Genomic DNA, 21,051 nt, shown 5'->3' on the forward strand with positions numbered 1-21,051 from the left:
AGAGGGGAAAAGCATTGGATTTTTCTACCTCTTTTACAGCTTTTGTGATATAATTATCATGTATTAAAAAAAGAAGGAGTCATATCTAATGGCAAAATTGACTGTTAAAGACGTTGACTTGAAAGGGAAAAAAGTTCTCGTTCGTGTTGACTTCAACGTTCCTGTAAAAGATGGCGTGATCACTAACGATAACCGTATCACTGCAGCTCTTCCAACTATCAAGTACATCCTTGAACAAGGTGGACGTGCAATCCTCTTCTCTCACCTTGGACGTGTAAAAGAAGAAGCAGATAAAGAAGGTAAATCACTTGCTCCTGTAGCTGCTGACTTGGCTGCTAAATTGGGTCAAGAAGTGAAATTTATCCCAGGTGTTACACGTGGTGCTGAATTGGAAGCAGCTGTTAACGCTCTTGAAGATGGACAAGTTCTCTTGGTTGAAAACACTCGTTTCGAAGATGTTGATGGCAAGAAAGAATCTAAAAACGATCCTGAACTTGGTAAATACTGGGCATCACTTGGAGATGGTATCTTCGTAAACGATGCATTCGGTACAGCTCACCGTGCACACGCATCTAACGTTGGTATCTCAGCAAACGTTGAAAAAGCTGTTGCTGGTTTCCTTCTTGAAAACGAAATTGCTTACATCAAAGAAGCAGTTGAAGCTCCAGAACGTCCATTCGTAGCTATCCTTGGTGGATCTAAAGTATCTGACAAGATCGGTGTTATCGAAAACTTGCTTGAAAAAGCTGATAAAGTCCTTATCGGTGGTGGGATGACTTACACATTCTACAAAGCTCAAGGTATCGAAATCGGTAACTCACTTGTAGAAGAAGACAAATTGGATGTAGCGAAAGCTCTTCTTGAAAAATCAAACGGCAAATTGATCTTGCCAGTTGACTCAAAAGAAGCAAACGCATTTGCTGACTACACTGAAGTGAAAGACACTGAAGGTGAAGCAGTAGACCCAGGTTTCCTTGGTTTGGATATCGGTCCTAAATCAATCGATAAATTCGACCAAGAATTGACTGGTGCGAAAACAGTTGTATGGAACGGACCTATGGGTGTATTTGAAAACCCTGACTTCCAAGCTGGTACAATCGGTGTGATGGACGCTATCGTGAAACAACCAGGCGTTAAATCAATCATCGGTGGTGGTGACTCAGCTGCTGCTGCGATCAACCTTGGCCGTGCAGACAAATTCTCATGGATCTCTACTGGTGGTGGTGCTTCTATGGAACTCCTTGAAGGTAAAGAACTTCCAGGATTGGCTGCTCTTACAGACAAATAATCTAAATAAAATGAAAGAGGCTGGGACAAAAGTCCTAGCCTCTCAATTATTTTTGGATTGTCGAGCAAGACGCAGTGGTTGGGTGGGCTCTACTACGCTGATTTCATCAGCTTTTACAGCCCTACTCAACTGTGCGGAGGTGGGACGACGAAATCGAATTCTAACGAATTACCGATTTCTGTCCCACTCTCTTTTTTCTTTCTATTGATAACTGTTCTCTCCTTTCTGAAAATATGGTAGAATAATAGAAATAGAAAGATAGGTGACCATGGATTACTTTAAACGACACAAATTTGATTGGTCCAAATTCCGTTTGGGGATGAGAACCTTTAAAACAGGGATTGCCGTTTTTATTGTACTACTTATTTTTGGAATATTTGGCTGGCGAGGCCTTCAGATCGGGACTTTGACAGCTGTTTTTAGCTTGAGGGAAGACTTTGATAAGAGTGTCCACTTCGGGGCTTCGCGTGTCATGGGCAACAGTATCGGAGGTTTTTATGCCGTTTTGTTCTTCCTTTTAAAAACGATCTTTCATGGGGCGTATTGGGTGACTCTGATTTTTGTACCCATTGCGACCATGTTAACCATTATGACAAATGTCGCCATGAATAATAAAGCAGGAATTATCGGAGGAGTTTCGGCAATGCTGATCATTACTCTCTCGATTCCTAACGGAGAAACCTTCTTGTATGTTTTTGCTCGAATATTTGAGACCTTTATTGGTGTTTTCGTTGCGATTTTGGTCAATTCGGATGTCGATCGCATTCGCGATTTTCTCAAGGAACACAAAAAACCTATGTAAGATTATGTAACATTTAATCTTGACATAGATTTTTTTTTCGATATAATAGAATAGAAAGAGGAATGGTATGAAGGAAAAGGAATTACGACGCTCGCTGGCAGTCTTTCCGATTGGCAGTGTTATGAAGCTGACCGACTTGACAGCTCGCCAGATTCGTTATTATGAAGATCAGGGATTGATTTCTCCTGATCGGACAGAAGGCAATCGCCGCATGTATTCATTGGACGATATGGACCGCCTGCTTGAGATCAAAGATTATATCTCAGATGGCTTCAATATTGCGGATATTAAGAAGAAATATGCGGAAAAAGAGCAAGAGCAAACCAAGGTTGTCAGTCAAGAAGAGATCCGCAAGGCTCTTCATCGTGACATTATTCAGCAAAGTCGCTTCACATCTTCCCCATCGCCATATGGTCAATTTCGTTGATCATTTCATAAGTTTGTAATCTATTTTAAGGAGACAAAAATGTCAATTACTGCTGCAGATATTCGCCGTGAAGTAAAAGAAAAAAATGTTACTTTTATTCGCTTGATGTTCTCTGATATTTTGGGAACTATGAAGAACGTCGAAATTCCAGCTACCGATGAACAACTGGACAAGGTTCTTTCAAACAAAGCCATGTTTGATGGTTCTTCTATCGAAGGATTTGTCCGTATCAACGAGTCAGATATGTATCTTTACCCAGATTTGGATACATGGACAGTCTTCCCTTGGGGAGATGAAAATGGGAGCGTAGCTGGCTTGATCTGTGATGTTTATACGACAGAAGGGAAACCATTTGCAGGAGACCCACGTGGCAACTTGAAACGGGCCCTTCGTCATATGGAAGAACTTGGATTCAAATCCTTTAACCTTGGACCAGAACCAGAATTCTTCCTCTTCAAGTTGGACGAAAATGGAGATCCAACTCTTGAAGTAAACGACAAAGGTGGCTATTTTGACTTGGCTCCAACAGATCTCGCAGATAACACTCGTCGTGAAATCGTAAATGTCTTGACCAAGATGGGCTTTGAAGTAGAAGCCAGCCACCACGAAGTAGCCGTTGGTCAGCATGAAATCGACTTTAAGTATGACGAAGTTCTTCGCGCTTGTGACAAGATCCAAATCTTTAAACTCGTTGTGAAGACCATCGCTCGCAAACACGGCTTGTATGCAACCTTTATGGCCAAACCAAAATTTGGAATTGCCGGATCAGGTATGCACTGTAATATGTCTCTCTTTGACCAAGATGGCAACAATGCCTTCTTTGATCCAGAAGATCCACGTGGAATGCAATTGTCAGAAACTGCTTATCACTTCTTGGGTGGTTTGATCAAGCATGCCTACAACTTTACAGCCGTGACCAACCCAACCGTCAACTCTTATAAACGTTTGGTTCCTGGATATGAAGCACCCGTTTATATCGCTTGGGCAGGTCGCAACCGTTCCCCATTGGTACGTGTGCCAGCATCACGTGGTATGGGAACTCGTTTGGAATTGCGCTCCGTAGACCCAATGGCTAATCCTTATGTAGCCTTGGCAGTCTTGCTTGAAGTCGGCCTTCATGGTATTGAAAATAAAATCGAAGCACCTGCTCCGATCGAAGAAAATATCTATGTGATGACACCGGAAGAACGTAGAGCCGCTGGAATCACAGATCTCCCTTCTACCCTTCACAATGCCTTGAAAGCCTTGACAGAAGACGAAGTGGTGAAAGCTGCCTTGGGTGAACATATTTACACCAGCTTCCTTGAAGCCAAACGAATCGAATGGGCAAGTTATGCGACCTTCGTATCTCAATGGGAAGTAGACAACTATTTAGATCTTTATTAAGAAATAAGAGCAAAGAGGCTGGGACAAAAGTCCTAGCCTCTCAATTATTTTTGGATTGTCGAGCAAGACGCAGTGGTTGAGTGGGCTCTACTACGCTGATTTCATCAGCTTTTACAGCTCTACTCAACTGTGCGGAGGTGGGACGACGAAATCGAATTCTAACGAATTACCGATTTCTGTCCCACTCTCTTTTTAATCCTCAAAAAGACACCATAAAACCAGTTGAAACAGTGGTCTCAACTGGTTGTTTTTTAATTTTCGTCATCTGGCGTGAGAATCATTGGAATAATGATAGGTTCACGTTCCGTGCTCTCGTATAAGAATGGGCGAAGGGCATTAACAATCGCACCATTGACGGTTTGGATATTGGCATCTTTGTTCTTCAAGGCGATACGAATAGCATTGAAGAGGATGCGTTGGCTTTCACGGATCAGATCTCCTGATTCACGCATGTAGATAAAACCACGGCTCAAGATGTCTGGTCCAGCTAGGATCATCTTCAATTTGAAGTCAACAGTCGCAACAGCAAGCACGACACCATCTTCGGAAAGATCTCTCCGGTCACGAAGGACAGCAGCCCCGATTTCACCGATACGATTTCCATCGACATAGATGTCTTGAGCATTGAAGCTTCCTGCGACACGAGCAGAGTTGGCTGTCAGAGCGAGGACATCACCATTACTCATGATGAAGATATTGTCTTTTTCCACTCCGCAATCACGCGCAAGTCCTGCGTGGATCTTCTGCATCCGGTATTCACCATGGACAGGCATGAAGTATTTTGGTTTGATCAAGCGGAGCATAAGTTTTTGTTCTTGTTGCCCCCCGTGTCCAGAAGTATGGATGTTGTTGATCTTCCCGTGAATGACGTCGACACCCGCTTCAGAAATCGTATTGATCAATTTATTCACACTGGTTGTATTACCAGGAATCGGACTAGAAGAGAAGATCACGGTATCTCCTGGTTGGAGTTGCACTTGGCGGTGCGTTCCGTTGGCAATCCGAGAGAGGGCTGCCATTGGCTCTCCTTGGCTTCCTGTACACATGATCAGGATTTCATTAGCCGCATAGTCTTTGATCTCATTTGGCTCGATAATGGTTCCAGCAGGGACCTTGATATAGCCAAGCTCGATTCCATTGACGATGGCTTTTTCCATCGAGCGTCCAAAGACGACGATCTTACGACCTGTCTTAACTGCTGCCTCAGCAGCTTGTTGGAGACGGAAGATATTCGAAGCAAAGGAAGCAAAGATGATGCGTCCATGGATCCCTTCGATGATCTTCATGATGGATTGGCCAACTACTTTTTCAGAGTTGGTAAAGGTTGGGACTTCCGCGTTGGTTGAGTCTGAGAGCAGGCAGAGAACGCCTTCTTCCCCAAGGGCCGCCATACGATGGAGGTCAGCCGGTTCCCCAACAGGTGTGAAGTCGAATTTGAAGTCTCCGGTACAAACAATCTTTCCTTGAGGGGTGTGAATCACAATCCCTAAAGGTTCTGGAATCGAGTGAGTCGTACGGAAGAAGGTTGCTTTAAGATTTTTAAATTGAAGTTCAGTGTTTTGGTTGATTTCGTAGAGTTTGGCATCACGAAGAAGGCCGTGCTCTTCTAATTTTCCACGGATCAAGGCAAGCGCCAAAGGTCCAGCGTAGATAGGGACATTGGCTTGTTTCAAAAGGAAAGGAATCCCACCGATGTGGTCTTCGTGTCCGTGGGTAATGAGGACCGCTTTGACGCGATCGATGTTATCTACGATATAAGAGTAATCCGGAATGACATAGTCGATTCCAAGGAGGTCATCTTCTGGAAATTTGATCCCGGCATCGACAATGATGATTTCATCTTGGTATTCGATCCCGTAGGTATTTTTTCCGATTTCTCCTAGTCCACCAATGGCAAATACACCAACTTCTTCAGGTTTTAAGGTATAAGCCATGGATTAGTACTCCGTTAGTTCAAAGGCACCTGACTCTTTCTCGTAAGCAAGGTGTTGCTCAGAAAGTGGTGTGATAAATTCAATGTTGAAATCTGTGTTTGCTTCAACCAATTGACGTGCTTGGATGCGTCCTTCGCGTTCATTTGGTGCATCAATATCGAGATAAAGTGCATGCGTGGTTTCACGACGAGGGTTGCGGTCTTTTGTTTCCTGATAAAAAACTTTGTAAATCATGAAGTAATTTTCCTTTCATTATTTCGGTCCATTTGTTAGCTGCGAAGGAGTGCAATCACTAGAGTTTCCTACTCGCAACTAGTGGACCTGATTCGATACAATTAATTATCATTATACCATAAATAGGCTCTAAGGAAAAGATGCAAGAGAACTGTTGGTAGACGGAAGTTTTATAGAGAGAATGGTATGTAAGGAAGCAAGCAGACGAATTCAACACGTCAAAGAAATAGGAAAACATCTTTTCGTGTTCGGTTTTGAAGAAAGTTATGGATATCTTGTAAAATTATGTATACGTTATAAAGATACCAATGGAGTCGTTTCTAAAATCAGACATCCAACTTCAAATATATTGAAATCTATTTTTGAAGATGGATCTGGGATTGTCGTTCGCTCAAGTGGAACAGAAGCAAAAATCAAGTTCTATATCAGTGCAAAATCTGATAGCAAAGCTACTGTAAAAGAAAAAGTAGCAGCGTTAGAAGCCAATGTAAAAAAATTATAATAATCAATGAAATAAGCACACTCACGACGGTGGGTTGCTTTTTCGATGTACGTAGTTCTTTGATATAACTGGAATTTTTAGGAAAATATTTTGAAGTCCAAAGGATTGTGGTATAATAATTGCAAGTAATCGTGAAATAATTCTCTATAAGAGTGGAGAGGAGCATTTATGAATAAAGAAACAAAACGATTTTTAGTGGGGAGTGTGGTAATTCTATCATTGGTAGTGGCAGGATGTTCACAGTCTAAAACAACACCAGAATCAGCAAAGGAAACAACCGAAGCGAAAACGACGAAACAAGCAGTAGTCGAATATACAACAGATAGTAAAAATCCAGCAGCATCTTTTGACTGGAATGCAAAAGTCGCACCAATGACGAAATACGAACAAACTTTTGTCGAAACAAATGGTGGTAAAACAGTTACGAAGAAATTGGATGGTGTACAAAAAGCAGTAGATGCCTTGAATGAAAAGAAAAAGAGCATCACTGACAAAAAAGTTAAAGAAGCTTTAAAACTTGTAGATGCAGTTTTTGTAAATCAAGAAAACTTTGATGTGTTACTAAAAGCAACAGGGACATCAAGCCAAGAAGAATTCTTCACACGTATTTGGAATGATTACATGGTGAACTTCTTGAAGGAAGCACGCCCAACATATACAAATGACGGGGAAGTGGAGTATCAAGGAGTGAAGTATCCAATTAAAGTCTACGGCCCAATGTACTTAAAGGTAAATACGAATGCCTTAGGAAGAGCTGCGGCCTATACGCTTGAAGATTATAAAGTGGAAGGTGATACAGTATACTTGAAATTAAAAGCACCACGTGTTGACACTTACCAATATGAAGTACAAGCAAGCTATCAAACAAATAATAAAGCGTTCTTTGAGGGGATGCTTCAAGATGCACAAAAAGTCGGGCAAACAGACTTTACAAAAGCGCTCTTGTACAAATTTATTTACCGATTAGCAGCCGTTGGATTTAGAGGAGATGGCTATGTCAACTTAGAAGGAATGGATTATTACGATAAAAACAATCACTATTTAGCGATTAAGGTAGACGATAAAGGTAATGCAACTATTGATGATAAGAACTTGGTGAACCTTCTACAAATCGATTTGAAGCCAGCAAATGAAGCTAATAAAGCAAAATTTGAATAAGAAAAATGATCATAAAGCTCCTACAATAGTGGGGGCTTTTTTATGCTTGGAAGAAATGTTGTAAAAGGGGAAACAATATGTTACAATGAAATTATATTCTACATTGTGATGAAGTACACAAGTTATAAAGAAAAAGAGGAGAAGTTTATGAAGAAAGAAATAAAACGCTTTTTATTAGGAGGTACTGCGCTATTATCACTATTAGTAGCAGGTTGCTCAAAAACAAAAACAGATAATGAAACTAGTCAAGTAAAGACAACTAAATCTTCAACAAAAAAGAAAACACCATCCATTAGCGAGTATAAAACTGACAGCAAAAATCCAGGTGCTGCATTCGACTGGAACTTAGTAGGAGCAGGGTTAAAAGACTATAAACGAGAATTTTATGACATAGAAGGAAAGAGAGTTATTAAGTTGACTGCGTCAGTATTAGACGCAGTTGGGAATCTGCAAAAAACAAAGAGTGAGATTACAGATAGCAAAGTCCTTGCTGCGTTAAAATTATTAGATGCTGTATATGTAGATCAATCAAATATTGGAGATTTAGTCCAAGCTGCGGGAGTATCCAATCAGAAGGAACTCTATGAAAAAATTTGGAACGAGTATATGATTGAAGATATTACTAAAAATCATCCAACATTCAATAACGATGCGACCGCCGAATTAGATGGTGTCACTTATCCAATTAAGGTTTACGGACCAATGAAGCTAAAAATTTATACGAACTCACTGGCTCAAGCAGGTGCATATGAATTACTCAATTATAAAGTTGAAGGCGATATGGTGTACTTGAAGTATAATGCTCCTAGCATGGAAGGAGATACGCAAGTTCATTATTCAAAAGAACAAAAGAATAATCAGGCTTTCCTTAACGAAATTAAGGAAGAAACAGAAAAATCATCTGGACAAGATTATAATAAGAACCTGATTATGAGAACTATTTTCACTTTAGCAACTGTACAATTTAAAGGGGATGGATCGTTTGGCGTCGAAGGAAGTGGAGAATTTCACGTTAGTGGCCCTTATTATCTAGCTGTTAAAGTTGATGAAAATGGAAAAACAAGTATTGATCTTACCAATTTACTTGCTCTCATTCAAATTCACTCTAAGTCAGCCACTGAGGCGAATGAAGTAAAATTTCAAAAAAATCAATAATCGAAAAACCGGTACCCTCATTTAGGACCGGTTTTATTGGATCTATCCTTACCAAGATTATTTCAAAATAACTTGTTTATTTAAGGCACAATGATTGCATGTAATCGTAAAAAATCTCTCTATGTTCTGAAACTCCACTCTTGTTTCGTCTTGCCCTGATTCGGTACAATTAGTAGTCATTTACAAGTAAAGTTGGAAGCGGATCTGATGGCAGAAGGGAGGGCTTTTATAGAAGGAATAGGGAGAGAAACCTTCCTCTACCGTTTAGTGCCTAATTGTAGTATAATATGAAGCAGACAATGAGGAGAAAAGATGAAATTATTAGCATTTGATACCTCGAGTAAGGCTCTTTCTGTAGCGATATTAGAAGATGAGACTCTACTTGCAGAAACAACATTAACCATTAAAAAGAATCATAGTATTACCTTGATGCCGATCATCGATTTTTTGATGCACCAAATCGACTTGACACCCAAGGACTTGGATCGCATCGTGGTAGCAGAAGGTCCTGGGAGTTACACTGGGCTGCGCATTGCGGTCGCAACCGCAAAGACATTGGCTCATACCTTAGGGATTGAATTGGTCGGGGTTTCGAGCCTCTTAGCCTTAGTGCCAGATGATCTAGAAGGTTTGGTAGTGCCTGTCATGGATGCCCGTCGGAACAACGTTTACGCAGGTTTTTACCAAGATGATCAGCTGGTCGCACCAGAAGGGCATTTTCCATTTGAGGAAGTCCTAGAGCGTGCAGCGACGAGTGAGCAGGTCTCCTTTGTCGGAGAAGTCACGGCCTTTAAGGAGCAGATTGCCTCTAGCCTGCCAAGGGCTACTTACTATGAAACCTTGCCAGATGCAGTGAAAATCGGACGTCTCGGTCTCAAACAAGCGCCTGTTAGTCTCCATGATTTTGTCCCTCATTATCTCAAACGGGTCGAAGCAGAGGAAAATTGGCTCAAAGACCACACAGAAACAACGACCTCTTACATCAAGCGCCTATGATGAAAGGAACAATCAGGAAAGGGAGCAACCAGGATGCGGCCGCTATTCTCGCTGTCATGGAAGATGTCTATGAAGCTAGCCCTTGGAAGTTGGAGCAGATTGAAGCCGATTTAGAGCAGGAATTGACCTCCTATTTCCTAGCTGTGGATGAAGGACAAGTCCTTGGGTTTGTCGCTATTCAAGAGACTCTCTATGAAGCAGAGGTCCTACAGATTGCGGTCAAGCGCGCCTTCCAAGGCCAAGGCCTAGCTCAGCAGTTACTCGCGCAGTTGCCGGACCAAAAAGAGATTTTCTTAGAAGTGCGCATGTCCAATCAACCGGCCCAAGGCCTATACAAAAAAATGCATTTTGAAGAAATTGCACGGAGGAAAAACTACTATCACGATCCCATAGAGGATGCTGTGATCATGAAGAGGAACCCGAATGAAAGATAGATATATTTTGGCTTTTGAGACATCTTGTGATGAGACCAGTGTGGCTGTCTTGAAAAATGACGACCAACTCTTGTCCAATGTCATTGCCAGTCAAATCGAAAGTCACAAGCGTTTTGGTGGGGTGGTACCTGAGGTAGCCTCTCGTCACCATGTGGAAGTCATCACCGCTTGTATCGAAGAAGCCTTAGAAGAAGCAGGGATCACAGAAGCTAATGTCACAGCTGTGGCTGTCACCTACGGTCCAGGCCTGGTTGGGGCTCTTTTAGTCGGTCTAGCAGCAGCCAAGGCCTTTGCCTGGGCGCACGGTCTCCCTTTAATTCCTGTCAACCATATGGCAGGGCACTTGATGGCCGCTCAAAGCGTGGAGCCCTTAGAATTTCCGCTTTTGGCCTTGCTGGTGAGTGGAGGACATACAGAGCTGGTCTACGTCAGTGAAGCGGGGGATTATAAGATCGTTGGAGAGACCCGAGATGATGCTGTAGGAGAGGCTTATGACAAGGTCGGGCGCGTCATGGGCTTGACCTATCCAGCAGGACGTGAAATTGATCAGCTGGCCCACCAAGGGGCTGATATCTACGATTTCCCTAGGGCCATGATCAAGGAAGACAATCTGGAATTCTCTTTTTCAGGTCTTAAATCGGCCTTTATCAATCTGCACCACAATGCTCAGCAAAAAGGGGAAAGTCTCTCCAATGCGGACTTGTCAGCGAGTTTCCAAGCAGCCGTCTTAGACATTCTCATGGCCAAGACCAAGAAGGCTTTGGAGAAATATCCGGTCAAAACCCTAGTCGTTGCGGGTGGGGTCGCAGCCAATCAAGGTCTTCGTGAACGCCTGGCTTCTGAAATCACCGATGTCAAGGTCATCATTCCGCCTCTGCGTCTCTGCGGGGACAATGCAGGGATGATTGCCTATGCCAGTGTCAGCGAATGGAACAAAGAAAACTTTGCAGGCTGGGACCTCAATGCCAAACCAAGCCTAGCCTTTGAAGGAATTGAATAAGAAAAAGGAGCCAATTGGATGAGCGATTCCAATGGCTTTTTTGCTGGGATCTCACCAACTAGTAGCGGATTTGCGAGTCGAAAGAAAATTCGGTATGATAGAAGGAATGAAAGATTGAGGAGGGAAGGGATTATAAAGCTTTCTCTCTCATTGGTCCTTTTTCAACCTTTTTTCTTGTGTTATAATAGAGGTCAATGATTCAGAAAGGAGCGAGAGAGTGGAAAAAGATTTTTGGCAGGGGGTGAGGGACGCGCTACCGACAGCTCTAGGCTATATCAGTATTGGCCTAGCTTGCGGTGTGGTGGCGTCTCCCTATCTTTCTCCTTTGGAGATGGCCTTGATGAGTGTCTTGGTCTATGCTGGGGCAGCCCAGTTTGCGATGATCTCTCTGATTGCGGCCCATTCTTCGATCTTGAATATGGCCTTGACGGTGTGTTTGATCAATCTCCGTAATATGTTGATGAGTCTGCATATGTCGTCTGACTTTAAGGATGCTAGTCTCGCTCATACCATCGGGATTGGAAGCCTCCTGACTGATGAGAGTTATGGGGTCTACTTGAGTGAGAAGTTAAAGACGGATACCATTACAGTTCCTTGGATGCATGGGAACAATCTAGTAGGCTATGTGGCCTGGATCAGTGCGACGGTTATCGGAACAGCTCTAGGCTCTCTCCTACCTGATCCAAAGGCTTTTGGGCTTGATTTTGCTTTAGTGGCCATGTTTATTGGGATTTTTGCAGCCCAGTTTCAAGGAATGCAACTGACAGAAAAGACCAAGACCATGCTCATGGTGCTGTTAGCAGTAGCAGTGAGTTTCTTTCTCTTACTCTTTTTTGTTTCGCAACCGCTAGCTGTGCTAGCTGCGACTTTGATCGGCTGTTTTGTGGGGGTGGTCTGTGATGCGCGTGAATAGTTATATCTTCATGGCCATTCTGGCCTCAGCCCTCGTTACCTGGATTCCTCGGATCTTGCCCTTCCTCTTAGTCAAATACAAGGGACTGCCGGCTCCTGTAACCCGCTTTCTCAAATACTTGCCCATTTCCATTATCTTTGCCTTGGTTTTATCAAGCTTAGTAGATGGAAAAATTGGAAGTCTCCCGCAGCTCCACTGGTTGGACCTAGTGGTGACCATTCCCAGTCTCTTTGTAGCCTTTCGTTACAAAAACCTTATGGGAACCGTTATGTTTGGAATTGTCTTGATCGCCCTATTACGATTGGTGTTTTAAATGTAAAAATATGTTACAAAAAAATTACAATTGTTACAAAAAAACTTGATTTTTGTAACAATTGGAGTATAATGGGAGTCAGAAAGATAAAGAGGTGATCTTATGAAAAAATCAATCTTCCGTTGGAGCGCCGCTGTTTTGGTGGCTGCTTCACTTGGTCTAGCTCTCGGTGGTTGTGGTGCAAAGGATAAAAAGACAGCTACCTCATCCGCAAAAGCATCTACCAGCAAGGTAGAGAAAAAAGCCAAAACTAATAGCAAAAAGAGTGCAACATCTTCCTCTCAGGTAAACGATACAGCTAGCTCTTCGACTCAAGCCAGTAGCGCGACAGCTTCAAAAGACTCTGGTAAGACCGAGAATGCGTCTACTACGACGCAAGCTACTGTCCCTGCAGAACTGGTGGGAACTTGGGTAGGATCTAGCCCACAAGCAGATGCGATTAAAATGACAGTGGATGCCAATGGAAATGTGACAACAGTGGTTAGCTTCAAAAATGATAGCGAACCGACTCGGACAGCGACCTATACAGCAAGAGCAGTCCAAGCAACAGGCAATATCTATTATTGGAATGTTGAAGGCTTTGATGGGGCTGATGCTTTGCTTCCTGGGATCACAGGGCTAGGTGGAGCAAACTTCCGATTTGAACCTGGTTTTATCTTAGAAGAAGGACACTATACACCGATTGTTTTCACAACGGATCTCAATACAGAATTTGACTACACCAAATACAATGATTTCCGCTTTTCATTAACCAAAGAACAATAAAAAGACGAACTCGAGGCAAAATCGAGTTCGTTTTTTTAGATAGATTAACGAAGATAGATAACTTTGAACAATAATACAGCTAAGATAGCAGCAAGAATTGGGGCTACAACTGGTACCCAAGCATACCACCATTTAGAATCCCCTTTGTGTTCTCCCAAGATAGACTTTGGAAGGAAGGCATGGACCAAACGAGGACCAAAGTCACGTGCAGGGTTCAAACCAGGTCCAGTAGGACCTCCAAGTGACGTAACAAGAGCCATAACAAGGAATCCAAGAGCCAAGTGAGCAATTCCTAAACCTGAAGCATGTGCTTGTGATAAAGCCAATTTTGCTGCTGATGTGGTAGCATCAAAGACGCCTCCTTGTTCAGCAGCAGCTTTTTGAGCAAGACCTGCAACTTCTGCACCAAAGAAATGTTTCGTCAAGCCGAGGGCACCAAAGAAAAGGACGAATGATCCGGCAAACTCGTTGATGAAGCCATTAATTGTAGCCGCCTTGCGTGATTCAGGAGTTCCTTTATCCAAACTAGAAATCGTTGAGAATGTTCCTAAGATGTTGTTAGGATTTTCAGTTTGGATGTAGTATGGACGGTGAGTCGCAACGACAACCAATTGTCCAAACATAGCTCCAAGAAGTTGAGCAACGATGTATGGTAAAACATTTGCCCATGGGAAAAGTCCGCTGACCGCAAGTCCAAGAGTGAAGGCTGGGTTAATGTGGTTTCCTGAAACATTACCGAACATCAAGGCTGGAATCATTACTCCCATCCCATATCCGATCGCAATGACAAGCCAACCGCTTTGATGACCTTTAGTTCCTTTTAATTCGACGTTTGCAACTGCACCATTTCCGAGGATAAGCAGCAAAGCCGTTCCAATAAACTCTGAAAAGAGTTTAACACTAAAATCAAAATCCATGATTCTAATAATCTCCTTTATAAATTTTATACCAATCCATTCTATCAAGTAAATACTAACTTGTAAAGAATTTTTAAAAATTTTATTTCAATAGATGAAGAATAAAGTGAGTGAATTTCTTTCAGTAATGAGGGCTCCCTGCTACCCAACCGGTGCAGAGGGCGGATGTGATATTAAAACCGCCTGTATGGGCATTGATATCGAGGACTTCTCCTGCAAAGTGGAGTCCAGGAACGAGCTTACTTTCTAGGGTTTTAGGATTGATTTCTTTGAGGCTGACACCACCCTTGGTGACAAAGGACTTAGCTAGAGACATCTTCCCGGTGACGGGGATAGGCAGCTCTTTGATCTTTTGAATGAGCTCTTCTGTCTGAGGAGGAGTGAGTTGCTTGGCTTTTTCAGGGAATCCTTGCGCCAAGAAATCAGCTAATCGTTCAGGAAGCAGGGCTTTGAGGCTATTTTTAATTGCCTTTTCTCGATGCTCTTCTAGAAAGTCTTTTAACTCTTGAGAAGAGGTTGTCGGAAGGAGGTCCAGAGATAAGATTTCACCGCCTTTAACAAAGCTGGACATCCGAAGGGCTGCAGGGCCAGAAAGTCCAAAATGGGTAAAGAGAAGGTCGTGTGTGATGATGTGTTTACCGTAGCTGAGGGTCACATCTGTCAGAGAAATGCCTTGGAGAGCCTTGTGTGGAAAATCTGTCAAAAGAGGACTTTCTGCCGCTTCTAGATCCGTAATGCTATGTTTGAAGTGGCGGGCAATTTCGTGTCCATAGCCGGTAGAGCCAGTAGAAGGGTAGGATTTGCCACCAGTTGTGACAATCAGCTTGTCAGCTGTCCATGTTTTTTCAGCAGATTTGACGATAAAGACGTCTTCTGGCTTGGTGACAGAGACCACTTCACAGTTGGTGGCAATGCTAGCACCTAGCTCAAGGATCTTATTCTCTAAAGCTTGAATAATAGTACGAGATTGATCACTAACAGGAAAGACCCGGCCATGATCTTCGACTTTTAACTTGACGCCATTATCGGTAAAAAATTGGATGATATCATGATTATCAAATTGGGAAAACACACTGTAAAGGAAACGGCCATTTCCAGGGATACCGGCCATCAAATCGTCTAAGGTCCCGTTGTTTGTGACATTACAGCGACCTCCTCCGGTACCTGCAAGTTTCTTGCCCAACTTTTTATTTTTTTCGATCAGTAGCGTAGGTTGGCCATAAGAGGCGCTGGCAATGGTCGCCATCATACCTGCTGGGCCACCACCGATGACAATGGTGTGAAAGTGAGTCATGTAGATCCTTTCTTGGTAACTTAACCGTTTTTGGTTTCATTGTATCATAAAATGGATGTCATGAATCAAAATAGTAGCTTCAATTTTTGGTAATTTGTTTTATTTTTTTAGAAAAAAGCTTGCAAATTTTCCGAAAAGGAGTAAACTGATAGGGATAAATGGATGTTTACTTCTAAGTCAGCAGAATCGAGGATACGAATTCTTATTGGAAATGATCCATAAAAAGGGAGATGAAGATGAAATTATATGTACAACTGACGATTATATTCACGATTTCATTAATTGGTGAAATCATTTCGGATGGGTTGCACTTACCAATTCCTGGGAGTATGATCGGGCTGTTGATCCTATTTTTATTATTGCAGTTTAAATTATTACGCATGCGCCACGTCAATATGGTAGGAAATTTTTTGTTAGCTAACATGACGATTCTGTTTCTTCCTCCTGCGGTCGGTATTATGGATAAGTTTCATGTGATTGCGCCTTATCTGTTTCCAATCATGTTGATTCTACTTGGAGCCTTGGTCATCAATGTGGCTTTAATTGCAATCGTGGTTAGTTTTATAAAAAATCGTTTTGAGGGTGATTATCCAGAAGGGGGACGCAAGCATGGCTAATTTTGCGAGTAATCCTTTATTTGGGATTGTCTTATCTATTTGGGCTTATTTGATTGGAATGTTAATTTTCCGCAGGTATCCCCATCCAATAACAACGCCACTTTTAGTGGCTACAGTAATCGTTATCTTATTCTTAATGATTACAGGAATTTCTTATAAAGATTACTATGTCGGTGGTTCCCTGTTAAATCAGTTGATTGGACCATCGACAGTCGCCTTGGGAATTCCTCTCTATAAAAGTTTCCATTTGATGAAGCATCATGCACGGAGTATTTTGATCGGCTCAACAGTAGCAGTTATTGTGAATACGATTTTTACAGCCTTGATTGCGAAAGCATTTGGGATGAAGTATTTTCTAGCTATTTCACTCTTTCCAAAATCGGTTACGACTGCAATGGCAGTTGGGATTACTGAAAAAATGCAAGGAATTACGACCATCACTCTTGTGGTAGTTGTAGCAACTGGATTATTAACAAGTGTCTTGGGTCCAACGATATTGAAACTGTTAAAAATAAAAGATCCAGTAGCTATTGGTTTAGCCCTTGGAGGAACTGGACATGCAGTAGGAACAGGGACAGCGTTTAAATATGGTCATGTGGCCGGTGCTATGGCAGGATTGGCAATAGGGATCACAGGAATTTTGTATGTATTCATTAGTCCAATTGTGGCTTCGATGATTTTATCCTAATACATTTTATTATTTTCTGAGAGAGGCTCAAGAAGGGTCTCTTTCATTTTGTAGTGAAAGCTTAAAAATCAATCTAGAGTGAAAGAAGCTTTTCATGATTACTATCCAAAGCTTTTCCAAGCGTCTAAAAAATGGTATAATGAACTGTAAATTTCAGAAGTTGGAAGGAATGTCATTACTATGATGAATATGCAAAATATGATGAAGCAAGCTCAAAAATTGCAAAAGCAAATGGAGCAAAGCCAAGCGGAATTAGCCGCAACTCAATTTGTAGGGAAATCTGCTCAAGACTTGGTTGTTGCAACTCTTACAGGTGATAAGAAGGTTGTTTCCATTGATTTCAATGCAGCAGTGGTCGACCCAGAAGATACAGAAACTCTTTCTGATATGACGGTGCAAGCCATCAATGCTGCCATTGAAGAAATTGATGCGGCAACTAAGAAAAAACTCGGTGCTTTCGCAGGAAAATTACCATTTTAAGCTAAGGAAGATTTCATTAACTCAAAAGAGGCTGGGACAAAAGTCCTAGCCTCTTAATTGTTTTTGGATTGTCGAGCAAGACGCAGTGGTTGAGTGGGCTCTAATACGCTGATTTCATCAGCTTTTACAGTCCTACTCAACTGTGCGGAGGTGGGACGACGAAATCGAATTCTAACGAATTACCGATTTCTGTCCCACTCTCTCTTTTTATTCATCAAAAAATCCGGATAAGTCCAAGCCTCCGAAGGGGTTGGTGGAGAAGTTCTCTTGCTCTTCAAGGAGGGTGCGGCCTTGATCAAATTCGAGGAATTGTTCGTAGACAAGGGCTGTCATGCGGGCATCCTCTAAGCTATCGTGTGATTTTCCTGCAACTCCCAAAAATTCTGCAACGGTGTGGAGTTGGAGATTTTTAATGCCGTGGAGGTCAGATGGACGACGTTCGAAAGCCTCGTCAAAGACATCGACGGCGTACTGGTCTTCTAAATCCAGTCCATTTTCAAGTAGGATGGGTAGGTCGCTCTTTTGGGCATTGTATCCGATCAAGGGCCGGTCTCCTACAAAGGTCTTGAATTCACTGAGGACCTGTTCTAGTTGTGGGGCATTTTGGATCTTGTCCTGGGTAATGCCAGTCAGGCCGTTAATAAAGCTTTTTAGGGGCTTATCGGTGTAGACGTAGGAGTCGTAGTGATCGACTTCTTTACCGTCCGTAAAACGCACGGCTGACACCTGGATGATCTGATAGGCACCTTCGTATTGGTTAAATTCGATATCGAAGGCGATATAATCTTCTAATGTTTTCATTGGAAATCTCCTGTGGTAGAAAAGAAAAGGGACTGGTAAGATCCAGCCCCGGATTATCGACGGAAAACGCGTGCCCAGAAACCTTTACTTTCTTGCTCTTGAACTTTTTCGTTAACTTGTTCGAGTTCAAGTTTCAAGGTGTCGCGGTCGTTCATTGCTTGTAAAGTCAATTGTTGTTGTTGGTCCAATTGCTTGTCTTTTTCAGCAATTTGAACATCTTTCACGCGCAACTGTTCATCTTTCTTAGCAAGTTGCTCGTCTTTGGCTTTGAGTTGCTCGTAGAGACGGATAATTTCAGTATTTTTTTCGTCCACCAAAATTTCCATCAATTCGCGTTGCTTCACATCATCGCTGACTGGCTCATCTTCAAAAATGGTTTTTTTGTAGATTTCTTCGAGTTTAATCAAGCCACTACGGGTTACAACAGTAACCCCTTTTTCATTTTTTTGGGTATCTTCTGGATCCAGCGCCTTGACACGGTTATTGACCGCTTGGCGGCTAACTCCTAAAATTTCAGCAATTTCGCTGACAGTTTTTTCAATCGCCATAACTTCCTCTAATATCTTTTTCTATGAATACTCTATTAGATAGTAACATAAGTAGGCTGAGCTGTCAAATGAAGCAAAGAACGGACAAGCATTTAGAGCATGATTAGCGGGCCTCTGTCATTTCAGGAAGATGGAGACTTGATTGTGCTAAGTCAATGGTGAGTTGGTAATCGGTTTGATCACGCACAGTGATTTCAAAGTCCGTCGTGTAAAGGACCAAGCGAAGAGTTGCACCTTTTTCGAGCTTGTAAATGGTTGGTTGGAGATCAAAGTCAAAATCCATCCACTCGCCTGGTGTTACGGCTTCGACTTGTAAGAGGTCATGCCGGTTTTGGAGGTTGAGATAACCTTTCGTAATCACTCGTTGGCCCGCTTCCTTGAATGGCAACTCGGTCAAGTTGTCTAGCATATGGTAGCGACCGTTATCCATCGTACGGACCGATAAGACTGCAGGATAGGGTTGGAGGTATTTCTTGCTTCCAAGCTCTAAGAGTTGGGCTGAGAGAAGGCCTTTATTGGTGCTGGAGTGAAGTCGCAGGTGAAGGCGAGCTTTCCCATTGAGGTGCAGGTCTTCTTTGATTGGAAGATCGATCGTCACCTGTTGGGCCTTGTCTTGGTAGAGATCGCTTAAGAAGGTCGGATAAGCCTTGCCATAGCGCTCGTAATCTTTTGTCTCGTAGCGGTTTTGGATGACTTTTTCACCATCTCCGAGTAGGAAGGTCCGCTGACTTGTTTGGTTGCCAAAATCATCCAAGGAAGTCCAACTTTGTTCTCCTGTATTGTCCTGCCAAATGACAGTTGGCAACTCATAGCTTGAAGCATAGCTCAGCAATTTTTTAGAGAGAAGGGCGTTCATGCTTTCACGGAAGTCAATGGACTGCCAGTTGTTGAGGTAGACATGGGCACCATTGTGGTAGAAGAGGTGCTTCTTGATGTTGGCTGGAAGGGCTTGGAACATGTTAAAGACGTGAAGCGGTTTGACGTTCCAGTCTTGGGAACCATGGGTAAAGACCACCTCAGCCTTAACCCGATCAGCATGTAGGAGATAATTGCGGTCGTGCCAGAACTGATTGTAGTCTCCAGAAGCTCGGTCCAGCTCTTTTTTGACGCGATCAAGATCGGCTTGGTGGGCCGCATTGTGGTGTAAATAATCCCCACCCAGAAGGTTGCGCGAGTAGGTTAATTCGGCAAGGGAGTCGAAATCTTCACCTGGATAGCCACCAGGACTGGTCACGAGGCCGTTTTCGCGGTAGTAGTTGTACCAAGAAGAGATCCCAGCCTCTGCAATGATGACTTCTAGGCCGTCCACACCTGTGGTCGCAAGGCCGTTAGACATGGTTCCAAGGTAAGAGATCCCGGTGGTTGCGACCTTTCCATTAGACCAATCGGCTGTGACTTGACGCTGGCGTGTATGATCTGTAAAGGCCCGGCAACGGCCATTGAGCCAGTCTATGACATTCTTATAGGCTTCGATTTGACGATAATCTCCATTGGTCATCAGCCCTTGCGAATCTTTTGTCCCAACTCCAGATACGTAAAGATTGGCGTAGCCGCGTGGAAGCAGGTAGTCATTGAGGGTATAGCTGGAGTTGATATGGGTCAGGAGTTCTTCGGCTTCCTCCACCTCTTCAGCTTGACCGACAGGTTCGACTACTGTTAATTGAGGTTCTTCTAGTTGAATGGTATGAGGTTCTTTGACCTCGAGGTCGACATTCATATTGTAGAGGGCCTTGTCGCTGGCCTTATCGTTGGTCCCTTGGTGATAAGGACTTGCGGTCATAACAGCTGGAATCTTGCCTTCATAGCGAGGACGGATAATGCTGACCTTGACCAAGTCTGGCAGACCATCTTTGTCGGTATCGACCCGACTTTCCACATAGACGACCTCGCGGATGGCATCATGGCTCGTAAAGGTTGCGAGGCTCTTGCCGTTAAAATAGTGATACTGGTTATCTTCAGGAATCAAGCCATCGCTGACCAACTGATCGATGAGTAAATTTCCTTTTACTGTTCGAGTATTGAGAAGGTGATAGAGGTTTTCTACCAAGTTTCCATACTCAATCGGAAATTGGACTTCTTTCAAGAAGCTATCCGTATCTTCAAAATCAATAAAATAGCGGAAACCGAGTAATTGGAGGGCTACTGTGTAAAAAATGTTCGGAGACCATTCGCAGTCAGATTGGATATACGTTAAAAAGTCTGTTTTAGAATCCACCACTAGGTTAGAGAGGGGATAATCTGTATCTTTATAGGTGAAGTAAACCTTGCGGACAAACCATTCAAACAGTTCTTTTTCTGGGAGGTGGGTGGGAAGGTCAAACCCAATTTCTTTTAGTTCCTTAAGAATGTCTTTTTGGTCAACAGATAGATAGCTATATTGATTGTATTTCATAGACTGC

23 protein-coding genes are annotated in these 21,051 nt (G+C 42.8%); 16 read left to right on the forward strand and 7 right to left on the reverse strand.

The genetic code is table 11. The features are described 5' to 3' along the window. Nucleotides 1-88 precede the first annotated feature (88 nt). From pgk to glnA, 4 genes are all read left to right on the forward strand, one after another. Entirely contained in the window at nucleotides 89-1,288 is a 1,200-nt protein-coding gene (gene pgk, locus O3602_RS04410; protein WP_003012437.1) for a phosphoglycerate kinase, read from the forward strand. A 268-nt stretch (nucleotides 1,289-1,556) separates the two neighbouring features. After that, nucleotides 1,557-2,090 (forward strand): aromatic acid exporter family protein, encoded by a 534-nt coding sequence (locus tag O3602_RS04415; protein ID WP_003012394.1) that lies wholly within the window; start codon nucleotides 1,557-1,559, stop codon nucleotides 2,088-2,090. Between the two features lie 67 nt (nucleotides 2,091-2,157). After that, nucleotides 2,158-2,517 carry a MerR family transcriptional regulator gene (locus tag O3602_RS04420; protein ID WP_003012408.1) on the forward strand — a complete coding sequence of 120 codons (360 nt, stop codon included), beginning with the start codon at nucleotides 2,158-2,160 and terminating at the stop codon, nucleotides 2,515-2,517. Between the two features lie 39 nt (nucleotides 2,518-2,556). Beyond that, on the forward strand, nucleotides 2,557-3,903 hold the full coding sequence (gene glnA, locus O3602_RS04425) for a type I glutamate--ammonia ligase (protein WP_003012492.1): 1,347 nt from the start codon (nucleotides 2,557-2,559) through the stop codon (nucleotides 3,901-3,903). Nucleotides 3,904-4,154: 251 nt separating this feature from the next. Here glnA and rnjA read toward each other — a convergent pair whose 3' ends face one another. Both rnjA and O3602_RS04435 read right to left on the reverse strand, forming a co-directional pair. Continuing rightward, nucleotides 4,155-5,837 (reverse strand): ribonuclease J1, encoded by a 1,683-nt coding sequence (gene rnjA, locus O3602_RS04430; RefSeq protein WP_151378929.1) that lies wholly within the window; start codon nucleotides 5,835-5,837, stop codon nucleotides 4,155-4,157. A gap of 3 nt (nucleotides 5,838-5,840) precedes the next feature. Continuing rightward, nucleotides 5,841-6,071: a DNA-directed RNA polymerase subunit epsilon gene (locus O3602_RS04435; protein ID WP_003008866.1), complete on the reverse strand. Its 231-nt coding sequence runs from the start codon at nucleotides 6,069-6,071 to the stop codon at nucleotides 5,841-5,843. A gap of 154 nt (nucleotides 6,072-6,225) precedes the next feature. Between O3602_RS04435 and O3602_RS04440 the strand changes: the two genes are divergently transcribed. From O3602_RS04440 to O3602_RS04480, 9 genes are all read left to right on the forward strand, one after another. Next, complete coding sequence (locus O3602_RS04440; RefSeq protein WP_003012434.1) at nucleotides 6,226-6,573, forward strand: phosphoglucomutase; 348 nt, start codon at nucleotides 6,226-6,228, stop codon at nucleotides 6,571-6,573. Between the two features lie 168 nt (nucleotides 6,574-6,741). Then, complete coding sequence (locus O3602_RS04445) at nucleotides 6,742-7,731, forward strand: hypothetical protein (protein WP_003012484.1); 990 nt, start codon at nucleotides 6,742-6,744, stop codon at nucleotides 7,729-7,731. A 147-nt stretch (nucleotides 7,732-7,878) separates the two neighbouring features. After that, complete coding sequence (locus O3602_RS04450) at nucleotides 7,879-8,886, forward strand: hypothetical protein (RefSeq protein ID WP_270299930.1); 1,008 nt, start codon at nucleotides 7,879-7,881, stop codon at nucleotides 8,884-8,886. A 312-nt stretch (nucleotides 8,887-9,198) separates the two neighbouring features. Next, nucleotides 9,199-9,882: a tRNA (adenosine(37)-N6)-threonylcarbamoyltransferase complex dimerization subunit type 1 TsaB gene (gene tsaB, locus O3602_RS04455; RefSeq protein WP_371611222.1), complete on the forward strand. Its 684-nt coding sequence runs from the start codon at nucleotides 9,199-9,201 to the stop codon at nucleotides 9,880-9,882. Beyond that, a complete protein-coding gene (gene rimI, locus O3602_RS04460; RefSeq protein WP_371611223.1) occupies nucleotides 9,879-10,316 on the forward strand; it encodes a ribosomal protein S18-alanine N-acetyltransferase in 438 nt (145 codons plus the stop codon). The genes tsaB and rimI overlap by 4 nt, the downstream gene beginning before the upstream one ends. Beyond that, nucleotides 10,306-11,316 (forward strand): tRNA (adenosine(37)-N6)-threonylcarbamoyltransferase complex transferase subunit TsaD, encoded by a 1,011-nt coding sequence (gene tsaD / locus O3602_RS04465; protein ID WP_371611224.1) that lies wholly within the window; start codon nucleotides 10,306-10,308, stop codon nucleotides 11,314-11,316. Before rimI ends, tsaD begins: the two co-directional genes overlap by 11 nt. 217 nt (nucleotides 11,317-11,533) lie before the next feature. After that, the gene (locus tag O3602_RS04470; RefSeq protein WP_371611225.1) at nucleotides 11,534-12,229 is read left to right on the forward strand and encodes an AzlC family ABC transporter permease; all 696 of its coding nucleotides are present in this window, start codon (nucleotides 11,534-11,536) and stop codon (nucleotides 12,227-12,229) included. Next, complete coding sequence (locus O3602_RS04475) at nucleotides 12,216-12,542, forward strand: AzlD domain-containing protein (RefSeq protein ID WP_371611226.1); 327 nt, start codon at nucleotides 12,216-12,218, stop codon at nucleotides 12,540-12,542. The genes O3602_RS04470 and O3602_RS04475 overlap by 14 nt, the downstream gene beginning before the upstream one ends. Nucleotides 12,543-12,644: 102 nt before the next feature. Next, a complete protein-coding gene (locus O3602_RS04480; RefSeq protein ID WP_371611227.1) occupies nucleotides 12,645-13,307 on the forward strand; it encodes a hypothetical protein in 663 nt (220 codons plus the stop codon). A 44-nt stretch (nucleotides 13,308-13,351) separates the two neighbouring features. On the opposite strand, the gene gla is transcribed toward O3602_RS04480, so the two are convergent. Continuing rightward, a complete protein-coding gene (gene gla, locus O3602_RS04485; protein ID WP_003003137.1) occupies nucleotides 13,352-14,224 on the reverse strand; it encodes an aquaglyceroporin Gla in 873 nt (290 codons plus the stop codon). A 121-nt stretch (nucleotides 14,225-14,345) separates the two neighbouring features. Then, nucleotides 14,346-15,518, reverse strand: a complete 1,173-nt coding sequence (locus O3602_RS04490; RefSeq protein ID WP_270299925.1) for an NAD(P)/FAD-dependent oxidoreductase — start codon at nucleotides 15,516-15,518, stop codon at nucleotides 14,346-14,348. Nucleotides 15,519-15,754: 236 nt separating this feature from the next. On the opposite strand from O3602_RS04490, the gene O3602_RS04495 reads away from it, so the two are divergent. The 3 genes from O3602_RS04495 to O3602_RS04505 all read left to right on the forward strand — a co-directional run bounded on the left by O3602_RS04495 (nucleotide 15,755) and on the right by O3602_RS04505 (nucleotide 17,303). Next, nucleotides 15,755-16,135 (forward strand): CidA/LrgA family protein, encoded by a 381-nt coding sequence (locus tag O3602_RS04495; RefSeq protein WP_037615613.1) that lies wholly within the window; start codon nucleotides 15,755-15,757, stop codon nucleotides 16,133-16,135. Further along, the gene (locus tag O3602_RS04500; RefSeq protein ID WP_003008843.1) at nucleotides 16,128-16,823 is read left to right on the forward strand and encodes an LrgB family protein; all 696 of its coding nucleotides are present in this window, start codon (nucleotides 16,128-16,130) and stop codon (nucleotides 16,821-16,823) included. Before O3602_RS04495 ends, O3602_RS04500 begins: the two co-directional genes overlap by 8 nt. Before the next feature lie 180 nt (nucleotides 16,824-17,003). After that, entirely contained in the window at nucleotides 17,004-17,303 is a 300-nt protein-coding gene (locus tag O3602_RS04505) for a YbaB/EbfC family nucleoid-associated protein (protein ID WP_003005613.1), read from the forward strand. 207 nt (nucleotides 17,304-17,510) lie between these two features. Here the strand turns inward: O3602_RS04505 and O3602_RS04510 are convergent, their stop codons facing one another. From O3602_RS04510 to O3602_RS04520, 3 genes are all read right to left on the reverse strand, one after another. Further along, entirely contained in the window at nucleotides 17,511-18,104 is a 594-nt protein-coding gene (locus O3602_RS04510; RefSeq protein ID WP_371611228.1) for a 3'-5' exonuclease, read from the reverse strand. A 53-nt stretch (nucleotides 18,105-18,157) separates the two neighbouring features. Further along, nucleotides 18,158-18,652: a DUF536 domain-containing protein gene (locus O3602_RS04515; protein WP_371611229.1), complete on the reverse strand. Its 495-nt coding sequence runs from the start codon at nucleotides 18,650-18,652 to the stop codon at nucleotides 18,158-18,160. Nucleotides 18,653-18,755: 103 nt separating this feature from the next. Next, nucleotides 18,756-21,044 carry a Xaa-Pro dipeptidyl-peptidase gene (locus O3602_RS04520; RefSeq protein ID WP_371611230.1) on the reverse strand — a complete coding sequence of 763 codons (2,289 nt, stop codon included), beginning with the start codon at nucleotides 21,042-21,044 and terminating at the stop codon, nucleotides 18,756-18,758. Between the last annotated feature and the right edge of the window lie 7 nt (nucleotides 21,045-21,051).

The sequence above is a fragment of the Streptococcus sp. 27098_8_186 genome, assembly GCF_041432055.1.
GTDB classification, from domain to species: Bacteria; Bacillota; Bacilli; order Lactobacillales; family Streptococcaceae; genus Streptococcus; species Streptococcus dentalis.

Coding starts and splice junctions, on each gene's coding strand:
- O3602_RS04415 (WP_003012394.1), top strand. CDS start 1,557: ATGGATTACTTTAAACGACACAAATTTGATTGGTCCAAATTCCGTTTG.
- pgk (WP_003012437.1), top strand. CDS start 89: ATGGCAAAATTGACTGTTAAAGACGTTGACTTGAAAGGGAAAAAAGTT.
- gla (WP_003003137.1), bottom strand. CDS start 14,224: ATGGATTTTGATTTTAGTGTTAAACTCTTTTCAGAGTTTATTGGAACG.
- O3602_RS04450 (WP_270299930.1), top strand. CDS start 7,879: ATGAAGAAAGAAATAAAACGCTTTTTATTAGGAGGTACTGCGCTATTA.
- O3602_RS04480 (WP_371611227.1), top strand. CDS start 12,645: ATGAAAAAATCAATCTTCCGTTGGAGCGCCGCTGTTTTGGTGGCTGCT.
- O3602_RS04420 (WP_003012408.1), top strand. CDS start 2,158: ATGAAGGAAAAGGAATTACGACGCTCGCTGGCAGTCTTTCCGATTGGC.
- rimI (WP_371611223.1), top strand. CDS start 9,879: ATGATGAAAGGAACAATCAGGAAAGGGAGCAACCAGGATGCGGCCGCT.
- O3602_RS04500 (WP_003008843.1), top strand. CDS start 16,128: ATGGCTAATTTTGCGAGTAATCCTTTATTTGGGATTGTCTTATCTATT.
- tsaD (WP_371611224.1), top strand. CDS start 10,306: ATGAAAGATAGATATATTTTGGCTTTTGAGACATCTTGTGATGAGACC.
- O3602_RS04435 (WP_003008866.1), bottom strand. CDS start 6,071: ATGATTTACAAAGTTTTTTATCAGGAAACAAAAGACCGCAACCCTCGT.
- O3602_RS04495 (WP_037615613.1), top strand. CDS start 15,755: ATGAAATTATATGTACAACTGACGATTATATTCACGATTTCATTAATT.
- tsaB (WP_371611222.1), top strand. CDS start 9,199: ATGAAATTATTAGCATTTGATACCTCGAGTAAGGCTCTTTCTGTAGCG.
- O3602_RS04515 (WP_371611229.1), bottom strand. CDS start 18,652: ATGGCGATTGAAAAAACTGTCAGCGAAATTGCTGAAATTTTAGGAGTT.
- glnA (WP_003012492.1), top strand. CDS start 2,557: ATGTCAATTACTGCTGCAGATATTCGCCGTGAAGTAAAAGAAAAAAAT.
- O3602_RS04510 (WP_371611228.1), bottom strand. CDS start 18,104: ATGAAAACATTAGAAGATTATATCGCCTTCGATATCGAATTTAACCAA.
- O3602_RS04490 (WP_270299925.1), bottom strand. CDS start 15,518: ATGACTCACTTTCACACCATTGTCATCGGTGGTGGCCCAGCAGGTATG.
- O3602_RS04505 (WP_003005613.1), top strand. CDS start 17,004: ATGATGAATATGCAAAATATGATGAAGCAAGCTCAAAAATTGCAAAAG.
- O3602_RS04445 (WP_003012484.1), top strand. CDS start 6,742: ATGAATAAAGAAACAAAACGATTTTTAGTGGGGAGTGTGGTAATTCTA.
- O3602_RS04475 (WP_371611226.1), top strand. CDS start 12,216: ATGCGCGTGAATAGTTATATCTTCATGGCCATTCTGGCCTCAGCCCTC.
- rnjA (WP_151378929.1), bottom strand. CDS start 5,837: ATGGCTTATACCTTAAAACCTGAAGAAGTTGGTGTATTTGCCATTGGT.
- O3602_RS04520 (WP_371611230.1), bottom strand. CDS start 21,044: ATGAAATACAATCAATATAGCTATCTATCTGTTGACCAAAAAGACATT.